19 protein-coding genes and 1 riboswitch are annotated in these 25,715 nt (G+C 72.5%); of the genes, 12 read left to right on the top strand and 7 right to left on the bottom strand.

Features of this window, described 5'->3' with window-relative positions; all coding sequences use genetic code 11:
• Positions 1 to 3: 3 nt before the first annotated feature.
• Both Q5762_RS19120 and Q5762_RS19115 read right to left on the bottom strand, forming a co-directional pair.
• A complete protein-coding gene (locus Q5762_RS19120) occupies positions 4 to 687 on the bottom strand; it encodes a response regulator (protein WP_315893365.1) in 684 nt (227 codons plus the stop codon).
• The gene (locus Q5762_RS19115; RefSeq protein WP_315893364.1) at positions 684 to 2,363 is read right to left on the bottom strand and encodes a sensor histidine kinase; all 1,680 of its coding nucleotides are present in this window, start codon (positions 2,361 to 2,363) and stop codon (positions 684 to 686) included. Before Q5762_RS19115 ends, Q5762_RS19120 begins: the two co-directional genes overlap by 4 nt.
• A 319-nt stretch (positions 2,364 to 2,682) precedes the next feature.
• Here Q5762_RS19115 and Q5762_RS19110 point away from each other — a divergent pair, with 319 nt between their 5' ends.
• Complete coding sequence (locus tag Q5762_RS19110; protein WP_315893363.1) at positions 2,683 to 3,738, top strand: GTP-binding protein; 1,056 nt, start codon at positions 2,683 to 2,685, stop codon at positions 3,736 to 3,738.
• Here the strand turns inward: Q5762_RS19110 and Q5762_RS19105 are convergent.
• On the bottom strand, positions 3,735 to 6,191 hold the full coding sequence (locus tag Q5762_RS19105) for a DNA topoisomerase IV subunit A (RefSeq protein WP_315893362.1): 2,457 nt from the start codon (positions 6,189 to 6,191) through the stop codon (positions 3,735 to 3,737). The two genes, Q5762_RS19110 and Q5762_RS19105, sit on opposite strands and share 4 nt — an antisense overlap.
• A gap of 235 nt (positions 6,192 to 6,426) precedes the next feature.
• Here Q5762_RS19105 and Q5762_RS19100 point away from each other — a divergent pair, with 235 nt between their 5' ends.
• The 4 genes from Q5762_RS19100 (at position 6,427) to Q5762_RS19085 (ending at position 11,190) form a co-directional block, all read left to right on the top strand.
• Complete coding sequence (locus Q5762_RS19100) at positions 6,427 to 7,773, top strand: pitrilysin family protein (RefSeq protein ID WP_315893361.1); 1,347 nt, start codon at positions 6,427 to 6,429, stop codon at positions 7,771 to 7,773.
• Between the two features lie 26 nt (positions 7,774 to 7,799).
• Positions 7,800 to 9,167, top strand: a complete 1,368-nt coding sequence (locus Q5762_RS19095) for a pitrilysin family protein (RefSeq protein WP_315893450.1) — start codon at positions 7,800 to 7,802, stop codon at positions 9,165 to 9,167.
• Between the two features lie 196 nt (positions 9,168 to 9,363).
• Positions 9,364 to 9,530: riboswitch (cyclic di-AMP (ydaO/yuaA leader) on the top strand.
• A 12-nt stretch (positions 9,531 to 9,542) separates the two neighbouring features.
• Complete coding sequence (locus Q5762_RS19090; RefSeq protein ID WP_315893360.1) at positions 9,543 to 10,337, top strand: M23 family metallopeptidase; 795 nt, start codon at positions 9,543 to 9,545, stop codon at positions 10,335 to 10,337.
• A gap of 169 nt (positions 10,338 to 10,506) precedes the next feature.
• Positions 10,507 to 11,190 (top strand): GntR family transcriptional regulator, encoded by a 684-nt coding sequence (locus tag Q5762_RS19085; protein ID WP_315893359.1) that lies wholly within the window; start codon positions 10,507 to 10,509, stop codon positions 11,188 to 11,190.
• Between the two features lie 160 nt (positions 11,191 to 11,350).
• Here the strand turns inward: Q5762_RS19085 and Q5762_RS19080 are convergent, their stop codons facing one another.
• Positions 11,351 to 11,632, bottom strand: a complete 282-nt coding sequence (locus Q5762_RS19080; RefSeq protein WP_030118648.1) for an HPr family phosphocarrier protein — start codon at positions 11,630 to 11,632, stop codon at positions 11,351 to 11,353.
• A gap of 176 nt (positions 11,633 to 11,808) precedes the next feature.
• Here Q5762_RS19080 and Q5762_RS19075 point away from each other — a divergent pair, with 176 nt between their 5' ends.
• Genes Q5762_RS19075 through Q5762_RS19060 form a run of 4 tightly spaced genes read left to right on the top strand, consistent with a single transcriptional unit; the run spans position 11,809 to position 17,579 of the window.
• A complete protein-coding gene (locus tag Q5762_RS19075; protein ID WP_315893358.1) occupies positions 11,809 to 15,033 on the top strand; it encodes a GNAT family N-acetyltransferase in 3,225 nt (1,074 codons plus the stop codon).
• A 55-nt stretch (positions 15,034 to 15,088) separates the two neighbouring features.
• The gene (locus Q5762_RS19070) at positions 15,089 to 15,673 is read left to right on the top strand and encodes a DUF5998 family protein (protein WP_315893357.1); all 585 of its coding nucleotides are present in this window, start codon (positions 15,089 to 15,091) and stop codon (positions 15,671 to 15,673) included.
• A complete protein-coding gene (locus Q5762_RS19065; RefSeq protein WP_315893356.1) occupies positions 15,673 to 16,878 on the top strand; it encodes an alkaline phosphatase family protein in 1,206 nt (401 codons plus the stop codon). Before Q5762_RS19070 ends, Q5762_RS19065 begins: the two co-directional genes overlap by 1 nt.
• Positions 16,879 to 16,931: 53 nt before the next feature.
• Positions 16,932 to 17,579 (top strand): thymidine kinase, encoded by a 648-nt coding sequence (locus Q5762_RS19060; protein WP_315893355.1) that lies wholly within the window; start codon positions 16,932 to 16,934, stop codon positions 17,577 to 17,579.
• Here the strand turns inward: Q5762_RS19060 and Q5762_RS19055 are convergent.
• Together Q5762_RS19055 and Q5762_RS19050 are read right to left on the bottom strand one after the other, a co-directional pair.
• The gene (locus Q5762_RS19055) at positions 17,566 to 18,033 is read right to left on the bottom strand and encodes a heme-binding protein (RefSeq protein ID WP_315893354.1); all 468 of its coding nucleotides are present in this window, start codon (positions 18,031 to 18,033) and stop codon (positions 17,566 to 17,568) included. The genes Q5762_RS19060 and Q5762_RS19055 overlap by 14 nt on opposite strands.
• A gap of 48 nt (positions 18,034 to 18,081) precedes the next feature.
• A complete protein-coding gene (locus Q5762_RS19050; protein ID WP_315893353.1) occupies positions 18,082 to 19,296 on the bottom strand; it encodes an MFS transporter in 1,215 nt (404 codons plus the stop codon).
• 338 nt (positions 19,297 to 19,634) lie between these two features.
• On the opposite strand from Q5762_RS19050, the gene Q5762_RS19045 reads away from it, so the two are divergent.
• The 3 genes from Q5762_RS19045 (at position 19,635) to Q5762_RS19035 (ending at position 24,818) form a co-directional block, all read left to right on the top strand.
• Complete coding sequence (locus Q5762_RS19045) at positions 19,635 to 22,355, top strand: YfhO family protein (protein ID WP_315893352.1); 2,721 nt, start codon at positions 19,635 to 19,637, stop codon at positions 22,353 to 22,355.
• A 127-nt stretch (positions 22,356 to 22,482) separates the two neighbouring features.
• Positions 22,483 to 23,448, top strand: coding sequence for a glycosyltransferase family 2 protein (locus tag Q5762_RS19040; protein WP_315893351.1), 966 nt, complete (start codon positions 22,483 to 22,485; stop codon positions 23,446 to 23,448).
• Positions 23,449 to 23,450: 2 nt separating this feature from the next.
• Entirely contained in the window at positions 23,451 to 24,818 is a 1,368-nt protein-coding gene (locus tag Q5762_RS19035) for a polysialyltransferase family glycosyltransferase (RefSeq protein WP_315893350.1), read from the top strand.
• A gap of 64 nt (positions 24,819 to 24,882) precedes the next feature.
• Here the strand turns inward: Q5762_RS19035 and Q5762_RS19030 are convergent, their stop codons facing one another.
• Positions 24,883 to 25,656 (bottom strand): VOC family protein, encoded by a 774-nt coding sequence (locus tag Q5762_RS19030; RefSeq protein WP_315893349.1) that lies wholly within the window; start codon positions 25,654 to 25,656, stop codon positions 24,883 to 24,885.
• Positions 25,657 to 25,715 lie beyond the last annotated feature (59 nt).

The raw sequence follows: 25,715 nt of genomic DNA, 5'->3' as shown, positions 1-25,715 counted from the left end.
CGGTCAGCCCGTGGCCTTCGCCCACACGTAGCGGTGCTCCGGGCGGCCCGTCTCGCCGTACTTCAGCGACAGCCGTACGCGCCCGGCCCGTTCGAGCAGCTTGAGGTAGCGCTGCGCGGTCTGCCGGCTGACCCCCGCCCGCTCGGCGATCTCCTGCGCGGACAAGGCCCCGTCGGCGGCCAGCAGGACCTGCCGTACGAGCTCCGCGGTGGTGGGGGAGTGGCCCTTGGGCAGGTCAGGCTCCACCGCGCTCGCCGAGAGGGCGCCGAAGATGCGGTCGACCTCGGCCTGTTCCGCCTCGCCGCCGCTTTCGAGGGTGCTGCGCAGGGCCGCGTACGCCTCCAGCTTGGCGCGCAGGCCGGCGAAGGCGAAGGGCTTGACCAGGTACTGCAGGGCGCCGTGACGCATCGCCGCCTGGACGGTCGCGACGTCGCGCGCCGCCGTCACCATGATCACGTCGGTCTGGTGGCCGAGGCGGCGCAGTTCCCGTACGACCGCGAGCCCGTTCTCGTCCGGCAGATAGTGGTCGAGCAGGATCAGGTCGACCGGGACCTCGCTCAGCCGGGCGAGCGCCTCCGCCGTGGAGTGGGCGGTGGCGACGACCCGGAAGCCGGGCACCTTCGTCACGTAGGCCGCGTTGATCCGTGCGACGCGGGTGTCGTCGTCCACGACCAGTACGTCGATCATCGCGGCTCTCCCACGGCCGAACGCTCCGTACGCTCGGCCGGCTCCGGCTCGTTCAGGGCCTCCGGGAGGACGACGGTGAACTCGGCACCGCCGTCCGGGCCCGCGCCGACCCGGGCGCTGCCGCCCTGACGCTCGGCGAGTCGGCGCACCAGGGCGAGGCCCAGGCCCCGCTTGCCGTGGGACGGCAGCTCCTTCGTGGTCCAGCCCTCGGTGAAGATGAGTTCGCGCCGGTCGTCCGGGACGCCGAGCCCGGTGTCGGAGACCCGCAGGACGGCCGTACGGCCCTCGGCCCGCAGGGCGAGCTCCACGCGCGCGTCGACGGTGCCCGCGGCGGCGTCCAGGGCGTTGTCGACGAGGTTGCCGACGACCGTGACCAGCTCGCGCGGGTCGACCACGCGGTCGGGGAGCAGCGAGCCGGCCGAGATCCGCAGGGACACGCCCCGCTCGGCGGCGACCGTGGCTTTGCCGACCAGGAGGGCGGCCAGCAGCGGGTCGTGGATCTTCTCGGTGACCTGCTCGGCGGTGGCCCGGTGGACGCCGACGACCTCGGTGACGAACTCGACCGCCTCGTCGTGCATCTCCAGCTCAAGCAGCCCCAGGAGCGTGTGCAGCCGGTTGGCGTGCTCGTGGTCCTGGGCGCGCAGGGCGTCGATCAGTCCCCGTGTGGAGTCCAGCTCGCGGCCGAGCCGCTCCAGCTCGGTGCGGTCGCGCAGCGTGGCGACGGCGCCACCGTCGTCCGTCGGCATCCGGTTGGCGATGAGCACGCGGTGGCCCCGGACGGTCACCAGGTCCTCGCCCGTGACCCGGCCGGCCAGCACGTCGGCCGTACGACCGGAGCCGAGCGCCTCCTCCAGGGGGCTTCCGGTGGCTTCGGGGCCGATGCCGAGCAGCCGCTGCGCCTCGTCGTTCATGAGCCGGACGCGTCCGGCGCGGTCGAGGGCGACGACGCCCTCACGGATGCCGTGGAGCATGGCCTCGCGCTCGGCGAGGAGCGCGGAGATGTCGGAGAACGCCAGGTCGTGGGTCTGCCGCTGGAGCCTGCGGGAGATCAGGTACGCGGCGAGGGCACCGGCCGCCAGGGCGCCGCCGGCGTACGCGAGGAGCCCGGGGATCGCCCCGAGGAGCCGGTCGTGGACGCTGTCGTACTCGATGCCGACGGAGACCGCCCCGACGATCGTCCCGTCCGCGTCCCGCAGCGGGGCCTTGCCGCGCGCCGAGCGGCCGAGCGTGCCGCTGTCGATCTCCATGACCTCGCGCCCGGAGAGCGCGGCGCTGGGGTCCGTGGAGACGACCTTGCCGATCTGCGCCGGGTCGGTGTGGGACCAGCGCACGCCCCGGGTGTCCATGATCACGACGTACTCGGCGCCGGTGGCCCGCCGGATCCGCTCCGCCTCCCGCTGCACCGGCCCCTGGGCGGATGGCCCGGAGGCCCCCAGCGCGCTCGCGACCTGTGGGGAGGAGGTGGTCTCGGCGATGGCCAGGGCGCGCCGCATGGCCTGGTCGTCGAGCTGGTCGCTCAACGGCGCGAGGAAGAGGCCGGTGGCCAGCACGGTGACACCGGCGGCGATGGCCAGCTGCATCAGGAGGACCTGGGCGAAGACCCGCCGCGGCCAGCCGAACCGCGGGCGCCGGCGGCGCGCGGGTGTCGGCGTGGGGGTGGGCGGGGCGGGGCTCATGCAGGAACGGTACGGGGCGGGGGCTGGGACCGGAAATGTGCGGGGCCCTGGGGCGGGCGGCGGCGGGTGGGTGCGGGGGTGGTGCGGGCGGCCGCGGGCCGGTGGGGGTGCGCCCGGCCTCCGGCCGGGCTGGGGTTCCCACCCGCACCACCCCCGTGCGAGTGGCCAGGCAGAGGTGCGGGTCCGCCTGTGGGCGGTTCGCGCCGTCGGCGGGTGCGGGCCCCGGGAAGCGACAGCTTCGCGTCGCCGGCGGGTGCGGGGATTCTGGGGCTCGTGCCTATTCTGGGGGCTTTGATCGGTTCGAGTCTCCGGAGGTTCCTTGACCAGCCAGCAGATTCCCGTCGTCGTTCTCTCCGGGTTTCTCGGGTCGGGGAAGACGACGCTGCTCAACCACCTGCTGCGCAGTGCCCGGGGCACCCGGATCGGGGTCATGGTCAACGACTTCGGTGACATCGGGATCGACGCCATGACCGTCGCCGGGCAGGTCGGCTCGACCGTCTCGCTCGGCAACGGCTGCCTGTGCTGCGCCGTCGACGTGAGCGAGCTCGACGAGTACCTGGAGGTGCTCACCCGCCCCGAGTCCCGACTCGACGTGATCGTCATCGAGGCGAGCGGTCTCGCCGAGCCCCAGGAGCTCGTGCGGATGGTCCTCGCCAGCGAGAACGAGCGGGTCGTGTACGGCGGCCTCGTCCAGGTCGTCGACGCGGCCGAGTTCGCGCGGACGCGGGCCACGCACCCCGAGACCGACCGCCACCTCGCCCTCGCCGACCTCGTCGTCGTCAACAAGGCCGACCGGGTGGGGGAGACCGAGCTGGACGCCGTCCACGAGGTCGTCGGGCGGCTCGCCGGGCCCGCCGCCGTGGTCCGCGCCGCGCACGGCCGGGTCGACCCCGAGCTGCTCTTCGACCGGGTCGTGCCCGAGGGGGAGATCGAGGGACAGATGTCGATCGAGGACCTGCTGTACGGGGACGGGGACGACGACGCCCGCGACCACCCGCACGCGGCCTACGAGACGTTCTCCCTGGCCTCGGAGACCGCGCTCCACCCGCGCAGGCTCATGGCGTTCCTCGACTCCCGCCCCGAAGGCCTCTACCGCATCAAGGGCTTCGTCGACTTCGGCGCCGCCGACCCCGCCAACCGCTACACGGTCCATGCCGTCGGCAGGTTCCTGCGCTTCTACCCCGAGCCATGGGCGGCCGGGCAGGACCGGCTCACCCAGCTCGTCCTGATCGGCTCCGGCGTCGACGCCGGAGCGCTGCGCAAGGAGCTGGACGACTGCCGGGTGAACGGCCCGCAGGACGCCCCCGACGAGCACAGCATGTGGGGCGTCCTGCGGTACGTACAGCAGTCGGATCCGGAGGCCGACGAGGGCTAGCTCGCCGGGCCGGCCACCACCTCGACAGGCTTCGGCAGCGGCGTGCCGGAGCCGTCGCGGCGCGGGTCGACCTCGGGCAGGTCCGCAGGCGTGCCGTTCTGCTGTGCGGCGTAGGCCGGGGTCGCGCCCGCCCAGGCCAGGATCAGCGTGTCCTCGCCCTTCAGGAAGCGCTGACAGCGCACGCCACCGGTCGCCCGCCCCTTGCGCGGGTACTGGTCGAACGGCGTCAGCTTCGCCGACGTGGCGGCCGAGTCGTCCAGCGTGCCCGTGGAGCCCGCGACCGTGAAGACCACCGCGTCCGCCGCCGGGTCCACCGCCGTGAACGAGATCACCTCGGCGCCGTCCGTCAGCTTGATGCCCGCCATGCCGCCCGCCGGACGGCCCTGGGGCCGCACCTGCGCGGCCTGGTAGCGCAGCAGCTGGGCGTCGGAGGTGATGAAGACCAGGTCCTCCTCGCCCGTCCGCAGCTCGGTCGCGCCGACGATCCGGTCACCCTCCTTGAGGGTGATGACCTCCAACTCGTCCTTGTTCGCCGGATAGTCCGGCACCACGCGCTTCACCACGCCCTGGAGCGTGCCGAGCGCCAGACCCGGCGAGGACTCGTCGAGCGTGGTCAGGCAGACCACCGTCTCGTCGTCCTCCAGGGTGAGGAACTCCGCCAGCGGCGCCCCGCCGGCCAGGTTCGGCGCGGCGGCCGTGTCCGGCAGCTGGGGCAGGTCGATCACCGCGATCCGCAGCAGCCGTCCCGTCGAGGTGACCGCGCCGACATCGCCGCGCTGGGTCGCCGGGACCGCCGAGACGATCGCGTCGTGCTTCGCCCGCCTGCCCTCCCGGGCGGCCGGGAGCGCCTCCGTCACCGTACGGGCCAGCAGGCCCGTCGAGGACAGCAGCACCCGGCACGGGTCGTCCGCGACCTCCAGGGACACGGCGGCGACCGGGGCGCCGGCCGACTCCAGCAGGACCGTGCGCCGGTCGGTGCCGAACTTCTTCGCCACCGCCGCCAGTTCCGCCGAGACCAGCTTGCGCAGCTCGCTGTCGGAATCCAGGATCCCGGTCAGCTCGTCGATCTCGCCGTTGAGCCGGTCGCGCTCGGTCTCCAGCTCGATCCGGTCGAACTTGGTGAGCCGGCGCAGCGGGGTGTCCAGGATGTACTGCGTCTGGACCTCGCTCAGCGAGAAGCGCTCGATCAGTCGCTCCTTGGCCTGCGCCGAGTTCTCGCTGGAGCGGATGAGCCGGATGACCTCGTCGATGTCGAGCAGCGCCACGAGCAGGCCCTCGACCAGGTGCAGCCGGTCGCGCTTCTTGCCCCGGCGGAACTCCGAGCGCCGGCGCACCACGTCGAAGCGGTGGTCGAGGTAGACCTCCAGGAGCTCCTTGAGGCCCAGCGTGAGCGGCTGGCCGTCGACCAGCGCCACGTTGTTGATGCCGAAGGACTCCTCCATCGGCGTCAGCTTGTAGAGCTGCTCCAGGACCGCCTCCGGCACGAAGCCGTTCTTGACCTCGATGACCAGGCGCAGGCCGTGGTTGCGGTCGGTCAGGTCCTTGACGTCCGCGATGCCCTGGAGCTTCTTGGAGCCGACCAGGTCCTTGATCTTGGAGATGACCTTCTCGGGGCCGACCGTGAAGGGCAGCTCGGTGACGACGATGCCCTTGCGGCGGGCCGTCACGTTCTCGATCGTCGTCGTGGCGCGGATCTTGAACGTGCCGCGGCCGTTCTCGTACGCGTCCTTGATGCCGGACAGGCCGACGATCCGGCCGCCGGTGGGCAGGTCGGGGCCGGGCACGAAGCGCATCAGCGCCTCAAGGTCCGCGTTCGGGTGGCGGATCAGGTGCCGGGCGGCCGCGATGACCTCGCCCAGGTTGTGCGGGGGCATGTTCGTCGCCATGCCGACCGCGATCCCCGACGCGCCGTTGACCAGCAGGTTCGGGTACGCGGCGGGCAGCGCGACCGGCTCCCGCTCCTGGCCGTCGTAGTTCGGCGTGAAGTCGACGGTGTCCTCGTCGATGGACTCCGTCATCATCAGCGCGGCGGCGGCCATCTTGGACTCGGTGTACCGCATGGCGGCCGGCGGGTCGTCGTTGCCGAGCGAACCGAAGTTGCCGTGGCCGTCGACCAGCGGGAGCCGCATGGAGAACGGCTGGGCCATGCGCACCATGGCGTCGTAGATCGACGCGTCACCGTGCGGGTGCAGCTTGCCCATGACCTCGCCGACGACACGGGCGCACTTCACGTAGCCGCGGTCGGGGCGCAGCCCCATCTCGTTCATCTGGTACACGATGCGGCGCTGGACGGGCTTCATGCCGTCGCGGGCGTCCGGCAGCGCGCGGGAGTAGATCACCGAGTACGCGTACTCGAGGAAGGAGCCCTGCATCTCGTCGACGACGTCGATGTCGAGGATCCTCTCCTCGAACGCGTCGTCCGGCGGCGGTGTCTTCGTGCTGCGGCGGGCCATCGCGGCTGCGGCTCCTTCACCAACAAGGTTGATCTGACGCGGACCATTGTGGACCGTCCCACCGACAACGCCGACCGCGACCCGGGTACGGGCCCCCGAGAGCGGTGTCCGAGCGGTCCGTGAGGCCCGCGCGACCCGGAAGAGGGAAGCCGCGATCCTGTGGGAACTTCGCGAGGTGTCGGTGCGCTTGCATAGGGTGGCAGGACTTTTCCATATCGCGATCGAAGGGACGTACATGCCCATGGGTCACACGGCCACGGCAGAGGCCGGCTCAGGCGGCCTGACAGCGACCGAGCACCGGCTGGCCAACGGCCTGCGTGTGGTGCTCTCCGAGGACCACCTGACCCCGGTCGCGGCGGTGTGCCTCTGGTACGACGTCGGCTCCCGCCACGAGGTCGCCGGCCGTACGGGCCTCGCCCACCTCTTCGAGCACCTGATGTTCCAGGGCTCGAAGCAGGTCCACGGCAACGGCCACTTCGAGCTGGTGCAGGGGGCGGGCGGCTCGCTCAACGGCACGACGAGCTTCGAGCGCACCAACTACTTCGAGACCATGCCCACCCACCAGCTGGAGCTCGCGCTCTGGCTGGAGGCGGACCGCATGGGCTCCCTGCTGGCCGCCCTGGACGACGAGTCCATGGAGAACCAGCGGGACGTCGTCAAGAACGAGCGCCGCCAGCGGTACGACAACGTGCCGTACGGCACGGCCTTCGAGAAGCTGACCGCCCTCGCGTACCCGGAGGGCCACCCGTACCACCACACGCCGATCGGCTCCATGGCCGACCTGGACGCGGCGACGCTGGAGGACGCGCGGGCCTTCTTCCGTACGTACTACGCGCCGAACAACGTGGTCCTCTCGGTCGTCGGCGACATCGACTCCGCGCAGACGCTGGCCTGGATCGAGAAGTACTTCGGCTCCATCCCGTCCCACGACGGCAAGCTGCCGCCGCGCGACGGCACGCTGCCCGACACCATCGGGGAGCAGCTGCGCGAGGTCGTCGAGGAGGAGGTCCCGGCCCGTGCGCTGATGGCCGCCTACCGGCTCCCGCACGACGGCACGCGCGCGTGCGACGCCGCCGACCTCGCCCTGACCGTCCTCGGCGGTGGCGAGTCCTCCCGGCTCCACAACCGCCTGGTCCGCCGCGACCGCACGGCCGTGGCCGCCGGTTTCGGGCTGCTGCGGCTCGCCGGCGCGCCCTCGCTGGGCTGGCTGGACGTCAAGACCTCCGGCGGGGTCGAGGTGCCCGAGATCGAGACCGCCGTCGACGAGGAGCTGGCCCGGTTCGCGGCCGAGGGCCCGACGCCCGAGGAGATGGAGCGCGCCCAGGCCCAGTTGGAGCGCGAGTGGCTGGACCGGCTCGGTACGGTCGCGGGCCGTGCCGACGAACTGTGCCGCTTCGCGGTCCTGTTCGGCGACCCGCAGCTCGCCCTGACCGCCGTCAACCGGGTCCTGGACGTCACCGCCGAGGAGGTGCGGGCGGTCGCCGCGGAGCGGCTCCGTCCGGACAACCGCGCGGTGCTGGTCTACGAGCCCATCGGTACCGAGCAGAGCGACAGCGACGAGGAAGAGGGAGCGGACCAGTGACCGACGCTGCCGCGTCTTTGACGAGCATGACCTTCCACCCGCAGCCGGAGGCGGGCGCCGCGAAGCCCTGGGCGTTCCCCGCCCCGGACCGCGGAGCCCTGGACAACGGCCTGACCGTGCTGCGCTGCCACCGTCCCGGCCAGCAGGTCGTGGCCGTCGAGCTGTTCTTCGACGCACCGTTGGAGGCCGAGCCCGCGGGCCTCGAAGGGGTCGCCACGATCATGTCCCGTGCCCTCTCCGAGGGCACCGACCAGCACACCGCCGAGGAGTTCGCCGCCGAGCTTGAGCGCTGCGGCGCCACGCTCGACGCGCACGCCGACCACCCGGGCGTACGGGTCTCCCTCGAGGTCCCCGTCTCCCGGCTGCCCAAGGCGCTCGGGCTGCTCTCCGAGGCCCTGATCGCGCCGGCGTTCCTCGACACCGAGGTCGAGCGGCTGGTGCGCAACCGGCTCGACGAGATCCCGCACGAGATGGCCAACCCGGCCCGCCGGGCAGCCAAGCAGCTCTCCAAGGAGCTCTTCCCGGCCGACTCCCGCATGTCCCGGCCGCGCCAGGGCACCGAGGAGACGGTGGAGGCCATCGACGCCGCCGCCGTCCGCGCCTTCTTCCAGGCGCACCTCCGGCCGTCCACGGCCACCGCGGTGGTCGTCGGCGACCTGACCGACGTGGACCTGGACAAGATCCTCGCCGAGACGCTGGGCGCCTGGACGGGCGACACCGCCGAGCCCCGTCCCGTACCGCCGATCACCGCCGACGACACCGGCCGTGTGGTCATCGTGGACCGCCCGGGCGCCGTCCAGACCCAGCTGCTGATCGGCCGCGTCGGCGCCGACCGGCACGACCGCGTCTGGCCCGCCCAGGTCCTCGGCACGTACTGCCTCGGCGGCACGCTCACCTCCCGCCTGGACCGCGTCCTGCGCGAGGAGAAGGGCTACACCTACGGTGTCCGGGCCTTCGGCCAGGTGCTGCGCTCCGACGGTGCGGGGCACGGCGCCTCCATGCTCGCCATCAGCGGATCCGTCGACACCCCCAACACCGGCCCGGCACTTGACGACCTGTGGAAGGTGCTGCGCACCCTCGCCGCCGGGGGCCTGACCGACGCCGAGCGCGACGTGGCCGTGCAGAACCTGGTGGGCGTGGCACCGCTCAAGTACGAGACCGCCGCCTCCGTCGCGGGGACCCTCGCAGACCAGGTCGAGCAGCACCTCCCGGACGATTTCCAGGCGCAGTTGTACGCGCGGCTCGCCGAGACCGGCACGGTGGAGGCGACGGCGGCCGTCGTCAACGCCTTCCCCGTGGACCGGCTCGTCACCATCCTCGTCGGCGACGCCTCGGAGATCCTGGAGCCGGTGCGCGCCCTCGGCATCGGCGAAGTGACGGTCGTCACCGGCTGATTGGGTTTCGCTCTGCCGAAGGACCCCGACGTGGCGATACGTCGGGGTCCTTCCGTTTGTCCGAATTGAAGCGAAGGGCGGGTGTATGGCCTGTGGCAAGTCTTACAAACGGGCGTGTCTCTTTGGTGATTGACGGACGATCCGCATAGCGTCGGTCCGGCTGTTCGCCAGTTGCACCCGCCGCACCCGCGGCATCGGACAGTCATCGCCGAGTCCCCGTCAGGCGCGAGCCTGGGGAGCCGGGGACCCACACGAAGTCCCTGGGGTTAATCGGACGCCTTCGCATCCGTGCGGAGGGGCCCGTAGGAGACCTTCCTGCTCCGAACCCGTCAGCTAACCCGGTAGGCGAGAAGGAAGGAAAGGATCAGCCTCTACATGGCGTTCACCCGTGCCACCGGGAAGCATCGTGGTCCGAGCCGTCTGGCGCGCCGCAGCGCCGGCATCGCCGGCATCGCCGGCGTCGCGACCCTCGCCACCACCGGCGTCATCGGCACCCTCGCCTCCCCGGCGCTCGCCGCCGACACCGAGGCTCCCTCCCTGGAGGACACCGGCCTGACCCAGGTGGTCGTCGCCGACAACGCCCTCGCCGAGACGATCGACGCCCAGGCCGCCGCGCAGGAGCGCGAGGCCGCAGAGGCCGAGGCCAAGCGCATCGCCGAGGCCCGCGCCAAGGCGGAGGCCAAGCGCAAGGCGGAGGCCCGCGCCAAGGAGATCCGCGAGGCCAAGGAGCGCGCCGCCCGTGAGGCCGAGCGCAAGCGCCTCAACTCCTTCCAGCTCCCCGCGGCCGGCTCGCACCTCACCACCGCCTACAAGGCCGGTGGCTCCCTCTGGTCCTCCGGCAGTCACTCCGGCGCCGACTTCCAGGCCTCCTACGGCACCAAGGTCGTCTCCGTCGGCTCCGGCACCGTCGTCGAGGCCGGCTGGGGTGGCGCGTACGGCAACAACATCGTCATCCGGATGAACGACGGCACGTACACCCAGTTCGCGCACCTCTCGGCCATCAGTGTCTCGGTCGGCCAGTCCGTCACCCCGGGCCAGCAGATAGGCATCTCGGGCTCGAGCGGCAACTCGACCGGCCCGCACCTCCACTTCGAGGCCCGCACCACCGCCGAGTACGGCTCCGACATCGACCCGGTCGCCTACCTGCGCGCCCGCGGCGTGAACGTCTGACCGACGAGGTCTCCCACCGCACGTCAGAAAAGCCCCGGCTCGTACTGAGCCGGGGCTTTTCGCTGGCCAAAAGATATCCATGGTTCCGGGGGAGCCGTCGGAAATACCGCCTCGCTGCAATAGAGTCGCCGCAGAACCGGTTTCGCGCATATGAAGGCGGAGGTCGACCATGCGCATTCCCGCGCACGCGGTATGCACGGCGATCCGGGACGACATCGTCACGGGGGTCTTCGAGCGCGGCAGCCGACTGACCGAGGAGCAGTTGGCCCGCCGCTACGGAGTCTCCCGCGTCCCGGTCCGCGAGGCCCTGCGCACCCTCGAGTCCGAGGGCTTCGTGATCACCCGCCGGCACGCGGGCGCGCACGTGGCCGAGCCCACCGAACAGGAGGCGGCCGACCTCCTCGACGTACGGTCGCTCCTTGAACCGCTCGGCGCCGCGCGCGCGGCCCAGCGCCGCACCCAGGCGCACCTCAAGGTGCTGCGCGGCCTGGTCAGACTGGGGCAGGAGCGGGCCAGGCGCGGCCAGGGCGACGATCTGCGCTCGCTCGGCTGCTGGTTCCACGAGACCCTGGCGCAGGCCTCGGGCAGCCCGGCGCTCACCGCCATGCTCACCCAGCTGCGGCACAAGATCGCCTGGACGTACACGGTCGAGGCCCCCGCCCAGCCCGTCGAGGCTTGGGCGGAACACGGGGCGATCGTCGACGCGGTGGCGCGCGGCGACGCCGAGCGGGCCCGCACCCTGACCGCGCTGCACGCCGAACGCTCCCTGTCGCTGCACCGGCTGAAGCGCCCGGAGCGGGGACGTGTGAGGGTTTCGCAACGCGTCGTCAACACGGCGAGCGGCCGGAATTAACAAGCGGACCGTATACAAAGAGCGGGAATTCGTCGGGCTTTCTTTGTGCTGCGCGGATTTGCGCCGCGCGGAATTCTGGTGAAATCGGCCGGGTGAAACGAAGAAGCCGCACCCGCCGTGATGTCGGCGTGTGCGGCTTCTTCGGAAATCCGTAATTCCGTCAGACGGTCTCGGGGAGCTCCTCGAGCCCCTCGGCAACCAGCTTCGCCAGACGGTCGAGCGCGGCCTCCGCGCCGTCGGCGTCCGAAGCGAGCACGATCTCCTCGCCGCCCTGCGCGCCCAGACCGAGCACCGCGAGCATCGACGCGGCGTTCACCGGGTTGCCATCGGCCTTCGCGATCGTCACGGGGACGCCGGAGGCCGTGGCGGCACGGACGAAGATGGAGGCGGGGCGGGCGTGCAGGCCCTCGGCCCAACCGACGTTGACGCGGCGCTCAGCCATGGTGTTGCCCTTCAAGTCTCAAGCGGGTTGTCTAGACCAGTCTCTCACGGGTCGCAGGGTGCTCGGTGCCGACCTTCGGCCCCTTCCGCAGGGCCGATCGGTCCTCCTTACCTTGCATGGTGCACACGCCCCGCGCGACCGGTGCCCGTGTCGTATCCCGGCCGTACGCTTGCCCCATGCAGAGCGCGTCGGAACGGCCTGAGCAACCGGAACACGACTACCCGGACCACTGGGAAGCGGACGTGGTCCTCCGCGACGGCGGTACCGCGCGCATCCGCCCCATCACCGCCGACGACGCCGACCGGCTGGTCAGCTTCTACGAGCAGGTCTCCGACGAGTCGAAGTACTACCGCTTCTTCGCGCCGTACCCGCGGCTCTCCGCCAAGGACGTGCACCGCTTCACCCACCACGACTTCGTCGACCGGGTGGGCCTCGCGGCGACGATCGGCGACGAGTTCATCGCCACCGTCCGCTACGACCGGATCGACGAGCGGGGGATGCCCGCCCCCGCGCCCGCCGACGAGGCCGAGGTGGCCTTCCTCGTCCAGGACGCGCACCAGGGGCGCGGCGTGGCCTCCGCGCTGCTCGAACACATCGCGGCGGTGGCGCGCGAGCGGGACATCCGGCGGTTCGCGGCGGAGGTGCTGCCCGCCAACACCAAGATGATCAAGGTGTTCACGGACGCCGGATACACCCAGAAGCGGAGCTTCGAGGACGGTTCGGTACGGCTCCACCTCGACCTGGAGCCCACCGACCGCTCGCTCGCCGTGCAGCGCGCCCGGGAGCAGCGGGCGGAGGCGCGCTCGGTGCAGCGGCTGCTCACCCCCGGCTCGGTCGCCGTCGTCGGCGCCGGCCGCACCCCGGGCGGCGTCGGCCGCACGGTCCTGCGCAACCTCCTGGACGGCGGCTTCAGCGGACGTACGTACGCGGTGAACCGCGCGCTCCCCGAGCCGGGCGACACACTCGACGGGGTGCCGGCCTTCCGCTCGCTCGGGGACATCGGCGAACCGGTGGACCTCGCGATCCTTGCCGTCCCCGCCGAGCGGGTGCCGGAGGCGGTCGCCGACTGCGGGGAACACGGGGTGCGCGGGCTCGTCGTCCTCTCGGCCGGGTACGCGGAGACGGGTTCGGGGGAGGGCCGGGACCGGCAGCGGGAGCTGGTGCGGCAAGCCCGCTCGTACGGGATGCGGATCATCGGGCCCAACGCGTTCGGGATCATCAACACCTCGGCCGGGGTCCGGCTGAACGCCTCGCTCGCGCCGCAGCTGCCGGCCGCCGGGCGGATCGGGCTCTTCACCCAGTCCGGCGCGATCGGGATCGCGCTCCTCGCCGGGCTGCACCGGCACGGCGCCGGTATCTCCTCCTTCATCTCGGCCGGCAACCGGGCGGACGTCTCGGGCAACGACTTCCTCCAGCACTGGTACGACGACCCGGAGACGGACGTCGTCCTGCTTTACCTGGAGTCCATCGGCAACCCGCGGAAGTTCACCCGCCTTGCCCGGCGTACGGCGGCGGTCAAGCCGGTCGTGGTGGTCAAGGGCGCGCGGCACAGCGGGAGCGCGCCGCCGGGGCACCGGGTGCCGGTCACCCGGATCCCGCACACCACGGTCTCCGCGCTGCTACGGCAGGCCGGCGTCATCCGCGTCGACACGGTCACCGAACTCGTCGACGCCGGGCTGCTCCTCGCGGGCCAGCCGCTGCCGGCCGGGCCGCGCGTCGCGATCCTCGGCAACTCCGAGTCGCTCGGGCTGCTCGCGTACGACTCCTGCCTGACCGAGGGGCTCCGCCCGCTGCGCCCGCTGGACCTGACGACGGGCGCGAGCCCCGCGGACTTCCGCGCCGCGCTGGCCGCGGCCCTCGCAAACGACGCGTGCGACGCGGTCGTCGTGACCGCGATCCCCTGGGTCGGCGAGAACGGAGCGGTGGAGTCCGGCGACGGCGAGGTCCTCGCGGCCCACCTCCGCGAAGCGGTCGCCGCCGCCCCGCTCCCGGCGAAGCCGGTGGTCGTCGTCCATGTGGAGATGGGCGGCCTGGCGGAGGCCCTCTCGGCGGCCACAAGCACGAGACCGCCGTCGCGCCGCCCGCCGCGGGACGGGGCGGGCGCCGCGGCCGGGACCTCGGGCGCCGCGGCGAGCGCCGCCGCCGAGCCGACGACCGGCCACGGACCGGCGGCCGGGGCACCCACGCCCGTACGCGGCGGGGCGCCGGTCGGCTCCGACCTCCCGGCCGCCACGGGACTCGCACCCGGAGGCGGCGCGACGGAAGCCGTCGCCGGCGACGAGGCTGCCGCCGGCGGCCGCACGCCGTCGGCGTCGGACTCGCCCGCCCGCCGATCGCCGGACTCCGGGGCGAACCGCACGCCCACGACCGACGCGTCTCCCGACGCGTCTCCCGACGCGTCTCCCGACGCGTCTCCCGACGCGGCCGCATCCGGCACACCCACGCCTGGCGCCCCGCCCGCACCCGCCACCCCCACCGCCCCGCCCCCCGGCAGCATTCCCGCGTACCCCGCCGCCGAGCGGGCCGTCAGGGCGTTGGCCGAGGCTGTGCGGTACGGGCAGTGGCGGCGGCAGGTGGCCGAGCCGGGGCGGGTGCCCGAGTTCGAGGACATCGACGAGGGCGGGGCCGCCGCGCAGATCGAGCGCGCGCTCGACGTGAACGCGGACAAGGACACGGACACGGACACGGACGCGGACGGCGACGCCGGCGCCCGGGGTGTGAGCCTCGACGTCGTCGCGGCGCGCGAGCTCCTCGGGCGGTACGGGATCGACGTGCTCCCCACCCTGCCCGCGCCCACCCCCGACGCCGCCGTCCAGGCCGCCGCCCGGCTCGGCTACCCCGTCGCCCTCAAGACCACCGCCCCGCACCTGCGCCACCGCCCCGACCTCGGAGGCGTACGGCTCGATCTCGCGGGCGAGGAACAACTCCGTACCGCCTACGCCGAACTGACCGAGACCCTCGGCAAGCCCGTCGAGCTCCAGCCGGTCGTCCAGGCCATGGTGCCGCGCGGCGTCGACACCGTCGTCCGTTCCGCCATCGACCCGGGCGTCGGCGCCGTCCTCTCCTTCGGGCTCGCCGGCGCCGCCTCCGAGCTGCTCGGCGACATGTCCCACCGGCTCGTCCCGGCCACCGACCGGGACGCCGCCGAGCTGGTCCGTTCCATCCGCACCGCCCCCCTCCTCTTCGGCTGGCGCGGCTCCGCCCCCGTCGACACACCCGCCCTGGAGGAGCTGCTGCTGCGCGTCTCCCGGCTCGTCGACGATCATCCCGAGGTCGTCGCGATCGCCCTGGAGCCCGTCGTCGTCGCCCCGCACGGCCTCTCGGTTCTCGGTGCGACGGTCCGCCTCGCCCCGCCCCCGCCGCGCACGGACCTCGGTCCCCGCAGCCTTCCGAGCTACTAGACGGGGCAGCCGGACCGTCCCGGAGTGCCCCTTCCGACGGATTAGGATGGAGTCCATGGCGAAGACCGGTACGACGACCCAGGGGCTGCGCGCGGCGATCGAGCGCAGCGGCTACTACCCGGCACTCGTGGCCGAGGCGGTGGAGGCCGCCGTCGGCGGCGAGCCGATCGCGTCGTACCTGGTGCACCAGGAGACCACGTTCGACTCCAACGAGGTCCGTCGCCACGTCACGGTCCTCGTCCTGACGGCCAACCGTTTCATCGTCAGCCACACCGACGAGCAGGCCGCCGACAGCAGCTCGCCGACCCCGTACGCCACGACGTCCACGGAGTCGGTCAAGCTCGACCGGATCTCGTCCGTCGTCGTCAGCCGGGTCGTCGCCAACCCGGAGTCGTACAAGCCCGGCACCCTGCCCCGCGAGGTCGTCCTCACCATCGGCTGGGGCGCCGTCTCGCGGATCGACCTGGAGCCCGCCGCCTGCGGTGACCCCAACTGCGACGCCGACCACGGCTACACCGGCAACGCCACCGCCGACGACCTCAGCCTGCGCGTCAGCGACGCCGGCGACGGCCCGGACACCGTGCGCCAGACCCTCGCCTTCGCCCAGTCGCTCTCCGAAGCCACCGCGGCGACCCGCTGATGGTCCAGCCCACCGCCGTCGCCTCCGGCTGGCCCGACGATCCCGCCCTGCTCGATCTCGCCACGGCGCCCGTGCCCGAGTACGTCACCGGCTCGCTGGCCGACCTCCTTCCGACGCTCGTCGCCGGACAGGGCGTCCCCGGATGCGACGCCCGGATCGCCGAGCTCACTCCCGCCGACCGGAACTGCGTCTTCCTGATCGACGGACTCGGCTGGGAGCAGATCAAGGCCCACCCGGACGAGGCTCCGTACCTCACCTCCCTGCTCGGCAGCTCCCGCGGCGGCACCGGCCGCCCGATCACCGCCGGCTTCCCCGCCACCACCGCGACCTCGCTCGCCTCGGTCGGCACGGGACGGGTCCCCGGCGCGCACGGGCTGCCCGGCTACACCGTCCGCAACCCCGCGACCGGCCAGCTGATGAACCAGCTCCGCTGGAAGCCGTGGACCTCGCCGCAGGTCTGGCAGCCGTACCCCACCGTCTTCCAGCTCGCCCACGAGGCCGGCATCCACACCGCCCAGGTCTCCTCGCCGATCTTCCAGGACACCCCGCTCACCAAGATCGCGCTGAGCGGCGGAACGTTTCACGGCCGGCTCTCGGGCGAGGAGCGGATGGACTTCGCCGCCGAGCAGCTCGCCGGCGGCGACCGCTCGCTGGTCTACACGTACTACAGCGAACTCGACGGGGCCGGACACCGCTTCGGCATCGACTCCGACGCCTGGCGCGGTCAGCTGATGTTCGTCGACCGGCTCGTCCAGCGCCTCGCGGAGCAACTGCCGCCCCGCTCGGCGCTGTACGTCACGGCCGACCACGGCATGGTCGACATCCCCTTCGACGACCAGCACCGGATCGACTTCGACGAGGACTGGGAGCTGCGGGCCGGCGTCGCCCTGCTCGGCGGCGAGGGCCGCGCCCGGCACGTCTACGCGGTGCCGGGGGCCGAAGCCGATGTCCTCACCTGCTGGCGCGAGGTGCTCGGCGAGCAGTTCTGGGTGGCGAGCCGGGACGAGGCCATCGGGCTCGGCTGGTTCGGCGACGAGGTCGACGAGCGGGTGTACGGGAGGATCGGCGACGTCGTCGCCGCGGCCCACGACGATGTCATCGTCACCGCCTCCGTCAACGAGCCGCACGAGTCGGCGATGGTCGCCGTGCACGGGTCGATGACGCCCGCGGAGCAGCTGGTGCCGCTCCTCGAAGTCCGTTCCTGAACCCCCGTACGACCGACTCACCCACCCACGACCTGAAAGGTCCCCGACCTCCCATGCCCGAGCTGGTGTTCTTCTCCGGAACGATGGACTGCGGAAAGAGCACCCTCGCTCTTCAGATCGAGCACAACCGGTCCGCGCGCGGGCTCCAGGGCATGATCTTCACGCGGGACGACCGGGCGGGGGAGGGCAAGCTCTCCTCGCGGCTCGGCCTGGTCACGGACGCCGTGGAGGCGGCGGAGGGCTTCGACTTCTACGCGTACCTCGTCGCCCATCTCTCCAAGGGCGGCCGCTGCGACTATGTGATCGCGGACGAGGCGCAGTTCCTGTCGCCCGATCAGATCGACCAGCTCGCCCGGGTCGTGGACGACCTCGAACTCGACGTCTTCGCCTTCGGCATCACCACCGACTTCCGCTCCAAGCTGTTCCCCGGCTCCCAGCGGCTCGTGGAGCTGGCCGACCGGGTCGAGGTGCTCCAGGTCGAGGCGCTGTGCTGGTGCGGGGCCCGGGCGACGCACAACGCGCGCACCGTCGGCGGCGCGATGGTCGTCGAGGGTGCGCAGGTGGTGGTCGGCGACGTGGACGCCGGGGACGAGATCGGCTACGAGGTGCTGTGCCGACGCCATCACCGCCGTCGGATGACGGCGGCGACGGCTCGGGCGGCGGCTCTCTCCCCGGACGTACTGCCGGTCAGCTCGCCCTGAGGGGCTGGGCGGCGGGCGTCTGTACGGCCAGGGCCTCGACCGCCTCGGTGGCGAAGCCGTGGTCCTGCTCGGGGGCGCCGCCGCCGACGCCTATGGCGCCGATGAGCCGGCCGTCCCGGTGCACCGGCAGGCCGCCGGCGATGAAGAGCAGCGGCCGGTCGAGGGCCGTGGTGAGGCTGTGGAACGGGCCGTCCGGCTTCACCAGGTCGACCAGGTCGGCGGTGGGAGCGTTCAGCTGGAGGGCCGTGTACGCCTTGCGGGTGCTGGTCTCCCCGGAGATCAGGACGGCGCGGTCGTCGCGGCGGAAGGCGAGCAGGCGGCCGCCCGCGTCCAGGACGGTGACGCTGACGGTGACCCCGGCCTGCTCGGCGGCGCGGCGGGCGGCGGAGAGCAGGGTCTCGGCGTCCTGAGTGCTCAGCGGGGTGACGGCGGCCGGGGCGGTGGTGGTGCTCATGGTGCTGTCGTCCTTCGGGGGTTGGGGAGGGATGGGAGTACGAGGGGGTCAGTGCAGCCCGGCCGGTACCGGCGCGGCGGCCGGGATCTGGCCGGCCTCGGCCGACGGGGCGGCGGCCCGGGTGCGCCTGTCCAGGAAGGCGGCCAGGAAGGCGAGCAGCAGGGCGGTGCCGGACAGGAGCGCGCCGACCCAGTTGGGGGCGGTGAAGCCGAGGCCCGCGGCGATGACGACACCGCCGAGCCAGGCCGCCAGCGCGTTGCCGAGGTTGAAGGCGCCGATGTTGGCGGCCGAGGCGAGGGTCGGGGCCTCCTTGGCCTGGTCCAGGACCCACTTCTGCAGCGGGGGCACCGTCGCGAAGCCGAGCGCGCCGATCAGGGTGAGGGTGACCGCGGCGAGGATCTTGTTGTGCGCGGTGGCCGTGAAGGCAAGCAGGGCGAGCGAGAGCGCGCCGAGCGACACGAACAGCATGGGCATCAGGTGGCGGTCCGCGAACTTTCCGCCGAGCAGGTTGCCGAAGAACATGCCGAGGCCGAAGAGGACCAGCAGCCAGGTCACGGCGCCTTCGGTGTAGCCGGTGACCTCGATCATCATCGGGGTGATGTACGTGATGGCCGCGAAGACGCCTCCGTACCCGAGGACGGTCATCGCCATGGCCAGCCAGACCTGGACGTTCTTGAAGGCGGCGAACTCGGTGCGGACGTTCTCCGTCTCGGGCCGCCCCATCTCCGGGATGAGCTTGGCCACGCCGAGGAAGCCGACCACGCCCAGCGCGGCGACGATGGCGAAGGTGACGCGCCAGCCGGCCGCCTGGCCGATGTAGGTGCCGAGCGGGACGCCGACGATGTTGGCCACGGTCAGGCCCATGAACATGAGCGAGATCGCCGATGCCTTCTTCTCCGGGGCGACCAGGTCCGCCGCCACGACCGAGCCGATGCCGAAGAACGCGCCGTGGGCGAGGGAGGCCACGATCCGGCCGACCAGCATCATCCCGAAGGTCGGGGCGACGGCGGAGAGCAGGTTGCCGACGATGAAGAGGCCCATCAGGAAGAGGAGCATCTTCTTCCGGGACACCTTGGTACCGAGCACCGTCAGGAGCGGGGCGCCGAGGACGACACCGAGGGCGTAGCCGGTCACCAGCCAGCCGGCCGTGGGGATGGAGACACCGAAGTCGCCGGCGACCTGGGGCAGCACACCCATGATCACGAACTCGGTGGTCCCGATCCCGAAGGCCCCGATGGCGAGGGCCAGGAGCGCGAGGGGCATGGCGAAGCACCTTCCAGAATGTTTGCAGGGGGGTTTTGCGTGCTTCGACAATAGTTGCAGGCGCTGGATAAGTGCAAGCGGATGGTATTGCGCAGCGCGACTACTGCCGTGTGCATCGATCGGCCTTGCTGAAGTGGCGACCCCGGGGCGGGGTGGCGGCGGCACGTGGTGTTCATCCACGAGGTGCCGGGTCGCCGCCTGTTGATCGGATTCGAGACGCCTTGCCCCGCTCTCATGGGGCCCTCACTCGTGACATGACGTCACCGAGTGATGACGTAACGTGAGGTGAGCGTCGGTCCACGCGCGCGTGGGCACCGCGCGACATACCTGGAGGACGCGTGCCCCCTGCCGCCGAGACCGTGTCCGACCAGGGCGCGGGTGCGCGCACCAGGGGAGAGCGGCCGGGTGCGGTGCACGCGACGGGCCCTCAGCCCCGCCCCCCACGGATCCGTACCCGGGTCCGGCGCAGCATCAGAGGGCGGGCCGCGGCCGCCGCCGCCCTGCTGACCTCCCTCGTCTTCTGCCTCGGCGGACTGCTCGCCGGCAGCCATCCGTTCGGGCCCACGACCCGCAACACCGTCGACCTCGGCCAGCAGTACCTGCCGTACCACGCGTACTGGCGGAAATTCCTGCTCGGCGGCGCCGACGGCGACCTCTTCCTCAACTGGAACGCGGGCTTCGGATCGAACTTCCTCGGTGACTACGGCACGTACCTGAGCAGTCCGTTCGCCCTGCTGGTCGTGGTCTTCCCGGCGGACCGGATCGAACTCGCCCTCTACGTCGTCACCGCCGCCAAGATCGCCACCGCCGGGGCCGCCATGGCGGTGCTGCTCCTGCGGCTGCGCCGCGGCCCCTGGCAGGTGGCCGCCGTCCTCGGCGCCGCCTACGCGCTCTGCGGCTGGACCCTCGACTACGGCGCCACCGTCCCGATGTGGCTCGACGGACTGGTCGCCTTCCCGCTGCTCTGTCTGGTGGGGGAGTGGGCGCGCACCGGGCGGCACCCGGTCCTCGGGCCCGTCGTCGTCGGTCTGGCCTGGTACGCCAACTTCTACACCGCGTACATGGCGACCCTCGGCGCGGCCGTCGTCCTGGCGGTCCGTCTGCTCACGGACACACCGAAGGACACACCGAAGAACGCGTCGAAGAACGCGTCGACGGGCAGGCGGCAGCTTGCCGGGCGACGGCTCGCCGGGCTGCTGCGCGCCTCCCGCGCCGTCCTCCTCGGTGTCTCCCTCGCGGCCCCCCTCGTCCTGGTGGTCTTCCTGGCCACCCGCGTCGCCGACCCGACCCCCGAGGTGGCGTTCTCGGCCGTGGCCTGGACCGACGTGCTCGGGCGGCTGCTGCCGGCCGCCCAGGGGGTCGCGAGCCCCGCCCTCTTCATCGGTACCCCGGCGCTCGCGCTCGCCCTGACGCTCCCGTTCAACAGCACCCTGCGCCCCCGGCTCCGTACCGTCTGGACGGCCGCGATCTGCCTGGTGGCGCTCTCGCTGCAATGGGCGCCCACCCATCTGCTCTGGCACGCGGGCACCTCGCCCAACGGCATTCCGTACCGCCAGACCTTCGTACTCTGCGGCCTCCTGGTGATCGCCGGCTGGCTCTCCACCGCCCGCGGACTGCCCCCGCTGCCCGCCCTCCTCGGCTCCGCCGCCCTCCTCACCGCCGTGGCCTTCGGGGCCCGGCGCAGCGCCGTCCTCGACCACTGGACCTACCCGGTCTTCGCCGCCGCTCTGGCCCTCTCGGCGCTCGCCGCCGTCGCGGCCCTCCTCGCGCGGCGTGGCGCGGTCGGCTGCAGGGCCCTGGCGGCTGGTGCGGTCGTCCTGCTGGTCCTGGCCCAGGCCGGCGAGGCCGCGATCACGGGCGCCAGGATCGAGGAGCGGCGGCTCGACGCGGTCCACTGGAGCCCGCGCGTGGGGCCGTGGCAGCGGGACATGGCGCGGGCCGTCGCGGAACAGGACGCCTGGCCGCACCACCGTACGGATCCGGGAGAGGTGCCGGGCGGCAACGACGCCCTGCTGGTCGGCGGCCAGAGCGCCGAGCTCTACTCCAGCCTCACCTCGGAGACGTACGCGCGAACCCTCTCCGCGCTCGGCTTCGGCTTCTACGCCAAGGGCCGCCACCCGGTCACCCTGGACCACCCGGTGACCGACGCGATCTTCTCGGTCGGTACGCGCATGCGCTCCACGCCGGCGGCGCCCCCGAGGACGGACACCCCGCCCGAAGCCACGATCACCGCCACCCGCACCCCCGTCCCACCGCTCGTCACCGTCCGCCCGCGCAGCGCAGAGGCCTCCGGCGGCGCACCGGCCTCCGGCCAACCCGCCTCCCCGGAACCCGTCTTCGGCGCATCCGTCTTCGCCAACCAGGAGTCGCTGCTCGGCTCCACGGTGTACGACGTGCCGAAGCGGCTCCGCCGCACCGACGGGCCAGGGCAGGTCACGACGCTGACGGCGACCTGCCGTCCGCACACCCGGCTCAGCCTCTGGGCTCCCGAACTCACCGGCACCGCCGCTCTGAACGGACAGCCGCCGGTCTCCTTCTCCGGTCGACTGCCCGCCGTACAGGGCGCGTTGCGCACGCTCGGCACCGTCCCGGCGTCCGGTGAGGTACGGATCGAACTGCGCGGCTCCGCACGGCCGACCCTGCCGCCGAGGCCTGTCGGCTGCCTCGACCGGGCCCGACTCGACGCCGTCGTACGGCGGCTGACGGAGACCGGTGCCACGGCCGTGCGGGTCACCGGCCACTCGCTCAGCGCCCGGCTCCCGGCCGGCAGCACGGGCACCGCCGTCATCGCCGTCCCGCGCGTCCCGGGCTGGCGCTGCGCGGCCGGCGACGCGGCCCCGGCCCCGGCCCGGCGCCACCTCGGCCTCCTGGCCGTCCCGATCGACCCCACGACGCCCACGGTCACCTGTACGTTCCGGCCGCCGGGGCTGCGCGCGGGCGCGGCGATCGCCGCCCTGGCGTTCCTCGCGCTCCTCGCGCTCGGATTCCGGTCCCGGTTTCCGCTCAGTGCGACAAGAGTTCACCTGGAGTGCACATCGGGATCGTCCGACGGGAAATGACGCTGGTTACGCTGCCCGTCTGGCCGTCGTTCGTCCATATGAACGCGCCGCGCGCTCCCTGTCCCGAGCCGTGGCGCGCTCGCTTGTCTGTGTGTCTGTATGTCTGTTCAGAGTGTTGGGATTCCGTGTGCCGAAACTGTCCGTCATCGTCCCGCTCCACAATGTCGGGATCTACGCCCCCGACACCATGCGCAGCCTCGCGAACAACGCGGACGACGACTTCGAGTTCCTGCTGATCGACGACTGCTCGACGGACGAGACGCCGTACGTCCTGGAGCGCTGGCAGAGCCGGATCCCGAACGCCACCGTCATCCGCCACGAGACGAACCTCGGCGTGGCCCAGGCGCGCAACACCGGACTGGACGCGGCCACCGGCGACCACGTCACCTTCCTCGACGGTGACGACTGGTACGCCCCCGGCCACCTGCGCGCCATGGTCGACCGCATGGACTCCCTCGGCGTCGACTTCGCCCGCACCGACCACGTGCTGTCGACCGGCACGAAGCGCGCCATCCGGTACGCCCCCGCCAAGCAGCGCGACACGGCGATGGACCCGCGCGACGGCATCGCGCCGTCGAGCATGGTGACGATGGTGGACTACCCCTTCGTCCCCTTCGGCATCTACAGCAGCCGGCTCTTCGAGAACGGCGGCTCGCGCTTCGAGACGAAGCTGCGCACCGCCGAGGACCGGCTCTGGATCTGGCGCCTCCACCTGAAGGCCACCACGTACGCGGCCCTGAGCCTGCACGGGGTCTTCTACCGGCGCGGCGTCACCACCTCGCTCACCCAGATCACCGACAACCGCCAGCTCGACTTCATCCCGTCGTACGACCTGCTGCTCGACGAGGTGTCCGTGGACCGCGACGCCGACCGCTTCCTGCCCAAGGCGGTCCGTACGTACTGCGCCATGATCGCCTTCCACATGGCCAAGGCCGACCAGTACGAACCGGCCGTGACCAGGCGACTCAAGGAGAACGTGACGGACGCCCTCCGTCGGATGCCGCAGCAGGTGCTCGACGAGACGCTGGCGACGATGGACACCGCGCGCAGCACCCTGCTCCGCAGCCTGCGCGCCACCGGAAGGACCGCCTGACCATGACCGAGACGACCGCGAACGCGCCTACGCCTACGGCCGGCCCGCGTACCCAGATCTTCGAGGTGTCCACGCTCTACGGCGCGTCCACCCTCGCGGCGGCGATCGACGCCGGTCAGTTCGGCGCCCCCGACGACGCCCGGCGGATCCTGTTGATCTCGAACAACGCCGCGATCCCGGAGACCGCGCTGCGGCTGGAGACGATGACCGGCTACGACCGGATCGCCACCCGCTTCGACGAGGTGATCGACTGGAACGAGGCCATCCACCCGCACCACCCCGCCACCTGGGCACCGCGCCCGGAGGAGGCCCCGCTCTGGCAGCGGGTGTTCCGCACGGCGTGGGAGCTGGGCACCGGCCCCGTCGAGCTGATCGTCGAGTCCATCCAGGTCAACCCCGCCAAGGCGCTCGCCGCCGTCTTCGCCGAGAGCGGCGTCGAGGTCTACGCCGACGGCCTGATGAGCTACGGCCCGACCCGCGAAGAGCTGCCGCAGTCGATCGCCTGCCGGGTCAGGCGCCTGCTCCACCTCGACCTGGTGCCCGGACTGCGCCCCCTGCTGCTCTCCGAGTACGGCGTCGAGCCCGAGCTCGTCCCCGACGACGCCTTCCGCGGGATCCTCGCGGAGATCGCCGAGGCCGCCGAGGGCGACCCGATGCTGACCGAGGCGGTCGCGGCCGAGCCCACCGCCCTTCTCCTGGGCCAGTACCTCGCCGCGCTGGGCATCCTCAGCGCCGAGGAGGAGGAGGAACTGCACGTCAGGATGTTGCGCGGAGCCGCCGCCGCAGGACACACGTCGGTGATCTTCAAGCCGCACCCGACGGCCCCCGCCAGCTACTCGACGGCGCTGAACGAGGCGGCCGATGAGGCCGGCGTACGGCTGACCGTCCTGGACGGCCCGCTGCTCGCCGAGACCTTCTACGAGCGGTGCCGGCCGCGCCTTGTCGTCGGCTGCTTCTCGACCGCGATGGTCACCGCATCCGTCTACTACGGCGTGCCGATCGCCCGGGTGGGCACGGACACGGTTCTGGAGCGGCTCACGCCGTACGAGAACAGCAACCGGGTGCCGCTCACCGTCGTGGACCACATCGTGCCCGACCTGGAGACCGGCTCCGGCCCGGCCGTGCCGGGCGCGGGTCCGGCGACGCTGACCCCGCTCGTCCGCGCCGTGGGCTTCTGCATGCAGGCCAGGCTCCACCCGCTGCTGCGCGACGAGACCGCCGCGTTCATCGAGGAGCACCGGGCGGACGGCGCCATCGCGCGGTACTTCGACCGGGAGCGGCTGACGAAGCTCGCCCTGCCGGGCGGCGACGCGACCCGGGGGACGGCATCACGGCTGCGCCGGACGCTGGCACGGAGCGGCCGGGACTGATCGGGGCGGCGGACGGGGTGGCTCACCGGGGCTGACGGGGGCGGGGGCCTCTCGGAGGTCGTTTTCAGGCCGTCGCCGAGTGGACGAGGGTGAAGACCGCCCCCTCCGGGTCGGCCACCAGCGCGATCCGGCCCGTCGTGCCCTCCCTGGGCGGCCGCAGGACGTGTCCGCCCAGCTCGGTGACCAGCCGTGCGGCCGCGTCGGTGTCGGCGACCTCGAAGTACGTCATCCAGTGCGCGCCCTGGTCGCGGGGGAGCGCGCTGCCGACACCGTGCAGGGCCGCGACGGGGCGGCCGTCCAGGTGCAGGGTCAGGTAGTCGAAGTCGGCGGAGACGACCGGCTCGGCCTCGTACCGGAAAACCGTCTGGTAGAACTTGGCGACCGCCGAGGTCTCGTACGTCTCGAGCTCGTTCCAGACCGGCGTGCCGGGCGCGCCGGCCGTCGCCGTGCCGAGGTGCTGACCCGCCTGCCAGACGCCGAAGACGGCGCCGACCGGGTCCGAGCAGATCACCATGCGGCCCGCCTCGCCCGCGTCGAGCGGGCCGACGGCGACCGTGCCGCCGCAGCAGCGGATGGTCTCCGCGGTCTCGTCGGCGTCGTCGCTGGCGAGATAGGTGGTCCAGGCGACCGGCAGATGCCGGTCGGGCGGCAGCTGGCCGATGCCCGCCACTTCCTTGCCGTCGAGCAGGGCACGGTCGTACGGCCCGAGCTGCTGCGGACCGGGGACGAACTCCCAGCCGAACAGCGCGCCGTAGAACTCCCGCGTCGCGTCAAGTCCATGCACCATCAAGCTCACCCAACAGGGTGTACCGGGTGTGCGCCGAGTCGCCTCGGTCATCGTCACTCTCTCCTCGGACCATCGTCGTGGCCGTGCGGGGGGACCCGGGCGCACGAAGC

The sequence above is a fragment of the Streptomyces sp. P9(2023) genome (assembly GCF_032436795.1).
Lineage (GTDB): Bacteria > Actinomycetota > Actinomycetes > Streptomycetales > Streptomycetaceae > Streptomyces.
This window is presented reverse-complemented; position numbering and strand designations above follow the sequence as displayed.

Bases quoted from the DNA above. Each gene is read 5' to 3' on its own strand.
- Q5762_RS19120 (WP_315893365.1), bottom strand. From the start codon at position 687: ATGATCGACGTACTGGTCGTGGACGACGACACCCGCGTCGCACGGATC.
- Q5762_RS19115 (WP_315893364.1), bottom strand. From the start codon at position 2,363: ATGAGCCCCGCCCCGCCCACCCCCACGCCGACACCCGCGCGCCGCCGG.
- Q5762_RS19105 (WP_315893362.1), bottom strand. From the start codon at position 6,191: ATGGCCCGCCGCAGCACGAAGACACCGCCGCCGGACGACGCGTTCGAG.
- Q5762_RS19100 (WP_315893361.1), top strand. From the start codon at position 6,427: ATGCCCATGGGTCACACGGCCACGGCAGAGGCCGGCTCAGGCGGCCTG.
- Q5762_RS19095 (WP_315893450.1), top strand. From the start codon at position 7,800: ATGACCTTCCACCCGCAGCCGGAGGCGGGCGCCGCGAAGCCCTGGGCG.
- Q5762_RS19090 (WP_315893360.1), top strand. From the start codon at position 9,543: ATGGCGTTCACCCGTGCCACCGGGAAGCATCGTGGTCCGAGCCGTCTG.
- Q5762_RS19085 (WP_315893359.1), top strand. From the start codon at position 10,507: ATGCGCATTCCCGCGCACGCGGTATGCACGGCGATCCGGGACGACATC.
- Q5762_RS19080 (WP_030118648.1), bottom strand. From the start codon at position 11,632: ATGGCTGAGCGCCGCGTCAACGTCGGTTGGGCCGAGGGCCTGCACGCC.
- Q5762_RS19075 (WP_315893358.1), top strand. From the start codon at position 11,809: ATGCAGAGCGCGTCGGAACGGCCTGAGCAACCGGAACACGACTACCCG.
- Q5762_RS19070 (WP_315893357.1), top strand. From the start codon at position 15,089: ATGGCGAAGACCGGTACGACGACCCAGGGGCTGCGCGCGGCGATCGAG.
- Q5762_RS19065 (WP_315893356.1), top strand. From the start codon at position 15,673: ATGGTCCAGCCCACCGCCGTCGCCTCCGGCTGGCCCGACGATCCCGCC.
- Q5762_RS19060 (WP_315893355.1), top strand. From the start codon at position 16,932: ATGCCCGAGCTGGTGTTCTTCTCCGGAACGATGGACTGCGGAAAGAGC.
- Q5762_RS19055 (WP_315893354.1), bottom strand. From the start codon at position 18,033: ATGAGCACCACCACCGCCCCGGCCGCCGTCACCCCGCTGAGCACTCAG.
- Q5762_RS19050 (WP_315893353.1), bottom strand. From the start codon at position 19,296: ATGCCCCTCGCGCTCCTGGCCCTCGCCATCGGGGCCTTCGGGATCGGG.
- Q5762_RS19035 (WP_315893350.1), top strand. From the start codon at position 23,451: ATGACCGAGACGACCGCGAACGCGCCTACGCCTACGGCCGGCCCGCGT.
- Q5762_RS19030 (WP_315893349.1), bottom strand. From the start codon at position 25,656: ATGACCGAGGCGACTCGGCGCACACCCGGTACACCCTGTTGGGTGAGC.